Annotated in this window: 6 protein-coding genes; 3 read left to right on the top strand and 3 right to left on the bottom strand. The window is 72.7% G+C overall.

Annotated features, from left to right (window positions below; all coding sequences use genetic code 11):
- Together L0P92_RS41435 and L0P92_RS41430 are read left to right on the top strand one after the other, a co-directional pair.
- The coding region (locus L0P92_RS41435) for a hypothetical protein (RefSeq protein WP_234768299.1) at positions 1-1355 on the top strand (1355 nt) is incomplete at its 5' end.
- Positions 1352-2155 (top strand): endo alpha-1,4 polygalactosaminidase, encoded by an 804-nt coding sequence (locus L0P92_RS41430; protein WP_237696683.1) that lies wholly within the window; start codon positions 1352-1354, stop codon positions 2153-2155. The genes L0P92_RS41435 and L0P92_RS41430, both read left to right, overlap by 4 nt.
- A 28-nt stretch (positions 2156-2183) precedes the next feature.
- Here L0P92_RS41430 and L0P92_RS41425 read toward each other — a convergent pair whose 3' ends face one another.
- The gene (locus L0P92_RS41425) at positions 2184-2963 is read right to left on the bottom strand and encodes an adenosylcobinamide-GDP ribazoletransferase (RefSeq protein WP_234768300.1); all 780 of its coding nucleotides are present in this window, start codon (positions 2961-2963) and stop codon (positions 2184-2186) included.
- A gap of 73 nt (positions 2964-3036) precedes the next feature.
- Here L0P92_RS41425 and L0P92_RS41420 point away from each other — a divergent pair, with 73 nt between their 5' ends.
- Entirely contained in the window at positions 3037-3798 is a 762-nt protein-coding gene (locus L0P92_RS41420) for a hypothetical protein (RefSeq protein ID WP_234768297.1), read from the top strand.
- On the opposite strand, the gene L0P92_RS41415 is transcribed toward L0P92_RS41420, so the two are convergent.
- Positions 3741-4445 (bottom strand): hypothetical protein, encoded by a 705-nt coding sequence (locus tag L0P92_RS41415; RefSeq protein WP_234768296.1) that lies wholly within the window; start codon positions 4443-4445, stop codon positions 3741-3743. The two genes, L0P92_RS41420 and L0P92_RS41415, sit on opposite strands and share 58 nt — an antisense overlap.
- 33 nt (positions 4446-4478) lie before the next feature.
- On the bottom strand, positions 4479-5603 hold the full coding sequence (cobT, locus tag L0P92_RS41410; protein WP_234768295.1) for a nicotinate-nucleotide--dimethylbenzimidazole phosphoribosyltransferase: 1125 nt from the start codon (positions 5601-5603) through the stop codon (positions 4479-4481).
- Between the last annotated feature and the right edge of the window lie 204 nt (positions 5604-5807).

The following is a 5807-nucleotide window of genomic DNA, read 5'->3' as shown; positions in this document are numbered from 1 at the left end:
CACCCAGCTGGGCGCGCCCCGACCCCCTCGACGAACTCGCCGAACGCCTCGACGACTTCATAGCCGCCGCCGTCCACCCGGACGAGATCGCCGCGCTGCTGGAGTCCGACGGCCTCTCCGACGACCAGATACGCGAGCGCTACGGCGTGCAGGACTCGTTCGCGCTGGCGGAGAAGCTGTACGAACGGGTCGAGCGCCGCCACCCGGAACCGGGCGGCCCGGCCCACGACCCATGGCGGACGGACCTGCTGGGCTGCCTCCTGCGCGGCGTGATCTTCGCCCTCCCGTGCCTCGGCCACGTCCTCGGCGCCCCCTTCCTCACCGGCCCGAGGGACGACTTCGACCTCCCGGCCGGCACGCTCCCGCTCCTGGTCGGCGCCCTGGTGGGCTGGACCTGGAACCAGGGCCTCGCCCATCGGGCGTACACCTGGCTGGGCTCGGGCGACCGCACCGCCGCCCGCCGCACCCTCCTACGAGGCGCACCGACGGGCGCCCTGCTCGGCACCCTGTCCGCGCTGGCCGCAGCAGGCACTGCCCACCCGTCCGCCGTAGCCTTCACGGCCGGCCAGTCGGTATACCTGGCCGCGGCGACGGTACTGCTGGTGCTTGGCCGCGAACGAGCTCTGCTGGCGGCGCTGTTGCCCATGACGGCGGGCGCGGCCGTGGCGCTGGCCCACCCACTACCCGACGCCGCACGACTCACCCTTCTCTTGGGCTCGCTGGCAGTGGCAGCCCTTCTAGGCCTACGCGAACTGGCACCCCCTCAGGGGCGCGGGGAACTGCGCGATCAACCACATACAACCCGCAGCCGCCAACGAACAACGAGCCCCCCTCTCCTGGGCTCCTTCCCCCACGCCCTCTTCGGCCTGGCCACCGGCACCCTCGTCCTCCACACAGCCCTCGAACACGCCCCCGCCGCCGTAGCCCTCACCCTCAGCATGGGCCCCGCCGAATGGCTCCTGTACCGCTTCCGCAGCAACGGCCTCGCCGGCCTGCGTTCCAGCGACACCCCCAGGGCGTTCCGGCGCACGACGGCGCGTACGGTCGGCCGATGCCTCGCCGTCTACCTGGCCGCCCTCCTGGCCCTCACCCTCACCACCGGCATCACCGGCACCCACCTGGCCGCCCTGCTCCTCCTCGGCGTCGTCCTGTGGACGGGCCTGCTGCTCCAGTCCTTCGGCGCGGTACTCGGCACGACGACGATCTGCTGCGCGGCCGCCCTCGCCCAGACGGCCGCCCTGGTGACACACACCGGCAGCCCGCACTTGATCGGCCTGATCGTCCACGCGACGGCGGCGGTGGCTCAAGTAACCTTGGTCTGCTGCCTGTTGGGGAGGGTGACGGCCCACCGATGAACAACGCGGTACGCCGTGTGAGACGCGTTCTGCCGCTGGTCGTCCTGCTGTTGCTCGCGGCCTGCACCACGGACCCCGGCGATGACGAAGAGCCGAGCGGCCACCGCTGGCAGCCGCGCCCCGGCACGGCCTGGCAGTGGCAGCTCAGCGGCCGCCTCGACACCTCCGTCGACGTGCCGGTGTACGACATCGACGGCTTCGACCACGCGAAGGCCACGGTCGCCGAGCTGCACCGCGCGGACCGCAAGGTCATCTGCTACCTCTCCACCGGCGCCTGGGAGGACTGGCGCCCCGACGCCGGGAAGTTCCCGAGGTCGGTGCTCGGCAAGGGGAACGGCTGGGAGGGCGAGCGCTGGCTCGACATCCGGCGCACGGACGTCCTGGAACCGCTGATGGCGGCCCGCATCGACATGTGCCGGGACAAGGGCTTCGACGCGGTCGAGCCGGACAACATGGACGGCTACCGCAACAGCACCGGCTTCCCGCTGAAGGCCTCCGACCAGCTCCGCTACAACCGTCTCATCGCCGGGCTCGCCCATGAGCGGGGCCTGGCGGTCGGCCTGAAGAACGACCTGGACCAGATCCCCGAACTGCTCGACGACTTCGACTTCGCGGTCAACGAGCAGTGCGCCCAGTACGAGGAGTGCGCGGCCCTCAGCCCCTTCGTGAAGGCGGGCAAGGCCGTCTTCCACGTCGAGTACGAGGTCCCGACGCGCGACTTCTGCGGGGAGTCGCGCCGGCTGAAGCTGAGTTCGATGCTGAAGAAGTACGAGCTGGGGGTGTGGCGCCGGCCGTGCTGAGAACCGTGTGGCCCCGCGCCGGTCCGGGTCAGCCCAGGGTCAGCACCACCAGCGCGGTGGTCGCCGCCGTCTCCGCGAGGCCGCCGAACACGTCGCCGGTGACGCCGCCGAAGCGGCGCGTGCAGTGCCGCAGCAGCAGCTCGGCGGCGGCGAGCGCGACGAGGACCGCAAGCGCGGTGCGGGCGATGTCGTACGTCCCGAGCAGCGCCCCCGCCGCCGCGGCGACGCCGGTCACCGTCAGGGCGACGGCCACCGCACCCCGTACCGGAACGACACCGGCCACCGCGGCACCGAGCCCCTCCGGGCGGGCGGCGGGCACGCCAGTGCGGGCGGCGAGGGTGAGCGCGAGGCGGGCGGTGACGGCCGAGACGACGGTGGCGAGGGCGCCCCGGGCCCAGGAGCCGTCGTACAGCAGGGCGAGCGCGGCCACCTGTGCGAGCAGCACGAACACGAGCGTGATGACCCCGAAGGGCCCGATGTCCGACTGTTTCATGATCCGCAGCGCGTCCTCGGCGGGCTTGCCGCTGCCCAGCCCGTCGGCGGTGTCGGCGAGGCCGTCGAGATGCAGCCCACGGGTGAGTACGGCGGGGACGGCGGCGCCGGCGACGGCGGCGAGGAGAGGGCCCGCGCCGAGGAACAGCAGCACGAGCGCGGCGAGGGCGGCACCGCAGCCGAGGACGACCCCCACCAGCGGGGCGCACAGCATTCCGCCGCGCGCCGCCTCCCGGTCCCAGCGGCTCACCCCGACCGGGAGGACGCTCAGGGTGCCGAAGGCGAAACGGAGACCGTGCAGGGGCGGCGGGGTCATGGACACGTCGGCAGACTAGCCCGGACCTCCGCCCCGCCAGGCGGCCCGCCCCCGACCCGGACACACTGAAACCATGGGTGACTGGTGGCAGCGCAACATCGTCGAACCGGGGAAGCTCCCGCTGCTCCTCGCCCTGACCGCCTTCGTCGTCACCTTCCTCGTCACCCGGATCATCACCCGCCTCATCCGCGCGGGCAAAGGACCGTTCCGCAACATCGAGACCGGCGCCGTCCACATCCACCACGTCGTCCCCGGCATCGTCCTCACGGTCATCGGCGGCTTCTGCGCGGTGGCCGGCGGACAGCGGGGCTTCGGCTCGGCCGCGGCCGCGGTGGTCTTCGGGATCGGCGCGGGGCTCGTCCTGGACGAGTTCGCGCTGATCCTGCACCTGGACGACGTGTACTGGACCGAGGCCGGGCGCAAGAGCGTCGAGGTGGTCGTGCTCACCGCCGCCGTGGTCGGTCTGTTCCTCCTCGGCTACGCGCCGTTCGGGGTCAACGACCTCAGTGACGACGAGCTCCAGAACCGCGGGACGGTGCTCAGCACGATCGCCGGGAACTTCCTCGTCGCCCTGATCGCCCTCTTCAAGGGCAAGGCCCGTATCGCGATCTTCGGCGTGGTCGTCCCGTTCGTCGCCCTGTTCGGCGCCGTCCGCCTGGCCCGTCCCGTCTCCCCGTGGGCGAAACGCTTCTACCGGCGCCGTCCGCGCGCCCGCGCCAAGGCCTGGCTGCGCGCCTACCACCACGACAAGCGCTGGATCGGGCCCAGCCGCAAGCTTCAGGACTGGATCGGCGGCGCCCCCGACGTGGACCGGGCCGCCCTGGAACGCCGCTGACGCACCGCCGACACCGCGCACAGCACCAGCACCGCCGCGATGGCCGCCAGGTGCTCCTTCCCGGCGAGGTTGTCCTCCAGCACCACCTCGACCACCATCGCCACGATCACCACACCGGCGGTGACATACGCGCCGTAGCGCCACCCGAGGAACACGGCCAGCCCCACCACGGCCGCCGACGGCCCGGTGTCCACGACCCGTGCGTCCGAGGCGGGCAGCCCGATCGGGTGGTCCGGGCCGAGCGCGATGCCCACGCGCGCGTACAGGGTGCCCGCGAGGGTCGCGACGTAGGCGATGACGAGCGTCCGCCACCAGCCCAGACACAGCTCGGCGATCCCGAACACGACCAGGATCTGCGCGAGCGCGCCCCACACCGGCAGGTCGAGGGCGGGCACGAACACGGACAGCGGCGTCCTTGCGAGCGCCAGCCACAGTGGGTCCTCGGCCCTCACGGCCCCGAGGTCCTGGACGACCCGATACCCCCAGGACTGGTTCTGCACCACCTGCACCAGCCCCGTCAGACAGACGGCCCCCAAGGTCATCGGCGCGACGGCCCACCACCGCCGTCTGGCCGCGGCCCCCCGTACGGCGAGGTACAACGCCCCCCACTCGGCACGGGCCCAGCGACCGAGGGTGTCAGCTCTCACGAGTGGGGATCATATGTCCACTTTTCGTGAGGTTCAGTAGGAATCGCCCTCTGGCTCGGGCTCGCGCTCCTCCTCCGCCGACGCCTCCACGTCCTCCGGCTTCTCCGCGGGCTCCGGCTTCTCCGGGAGCTCAGCGGCCAGCGCCGCCGCGGCCTGGACCAGCGGAAGGGCCAGCAGGCCCCCGGCGCCCTCGCCGACCTTCACACCCGGGTCGAGCAGGGGCTCCAGGGCCATACGGTCCAGGGCCTTCGCCTGGCCCGGCTCCCCGCTGTCATGGGCCGCCAGCCACCAGTCCGGCGCCCGGAAGGCGATCCGCTGGCCGACCAGCGCACAGGCGGCGACCACGACCCCGTCCAGCACGACCGGCATCTTCCGCACCGCGCTCTGCAGCAGGAACCCGGTGATCGCGGCGAGGTCCGCGCCGCCCACCGTCGCGAGCAGCTGGAGCTGGTCCCCGAGCACGGGCCGCGCCCGGCGCAACGCGTCCCGGATCGCCGCGCACTTGCGCATCCACGCCAGGTCGTCGATGGCCAGCCCGCCCCGCCCGGTGACCACAGACGCGTCGGTCCCGCACAGCGCGGCGACCAGCACCCCCGCCGCCGTGGTGCCACCCACGCTCACATCGCCGAGCACCACCAGATCCGTACCGGAGTCGGCCTCCTCGTCGGCCACCGCGACCCCGGCCCGGAACGCCGCCTCGGCCTCCTCCGGTGTCAACGCGTCCTCGACGTCGATACGACCGCTGCCGCGCCGCACCCGATGCCGTACGACCGCCTCCGGCAACGACTCCGGGTCGCAGTCCAGCGCCATGTCCACGACCCGTACCGAAACCCCGAGCCGCCGCGCGAGCACCGACACGGGCCGGCCGCCCGCCAGGATCTCCCGCACCAACTCCCCGGCGCTGCCCGCCTCGCGCGCCGAGACGCCCAGCTCGGCGACCCCGTGGTCCCCGGCGAACAGAACGACCCGCGGCTGTTCGATCGGCCGCACCGGCACGGCGGACTGCGCGGCGGCCAGCCACTCACCCAGTTCGTCGAGGCGCCCCAACGCCCCGGGCGGCACGATCTGACGCTCACGGCGCGCCTCTGCGTCACGGCGAACCCCTCCGTCGGGGCGCTCGATCAGATCAGTGAAGTCGTCGAGATTAAGCGAGCTCATTCGCCGAACAGTACCGGCACCGGTCGAACAGAACGGCGCCACATGGCCCCCACGGGCTCCGCCACGTCACCACCGCATCCGCGTGACGTCGTTGCACCCAAGATCGGCATCCCATACGTTCCGTTTTGCAGTGGATTGTCAGGGCATGGTCCGGGCATGCTCGCACCGCCCGCCGTACCCCCCGGGTGTACGCCCCCGCCGTAC

The sequence above is a fragment of the Streptomyces muensis genome, from assembly GCF_021474425.1.
In the GTDB taxonomy this organism is placed as follows: Bacteria; Actinomycetota; Actinomycetes; order Streptomycetales; family Streptomycetaceae; genus Streptomyces; species Streptomyces muensis.
This window is presented reverse-complemented; position numbering and strand designations above follow the sequence as displayed.

What these genes read in the sequence shown, in the direction of transcription:
- L0P92_RS41430 (WP_237696683.1), top strand. Translation starts at nt 1,352, where the DNA reads ATGAACAACGCGGTACGCCGTGTGAGACGCGTTCTGCCGCTGGTCGTC.
- L0P92_RS41425 (WP_234768300.1), bottom strand. Translation starts at nt 2,963, where the DNA reads ATGACCCCGCCGCCCCTGCACGGTCTCCGTTTCGCCTTCGGCACCCTG.
- L0P92_RS41420 (WP_234768297.1), top strand. Translation starts at nt 3,037, where the DNA reads ATGGGTGACTGGTGGCAGCGCAACATCGTCGAACCGGGGAAGCTCCCG.
- cobT (WP_234768295.1), bottom strand. Translation starts at nt 5,603, where the DNA reads ATGAGCTCGCTTAATCTCGACGACTTCACTGATCTGATCGAGCGCCCC.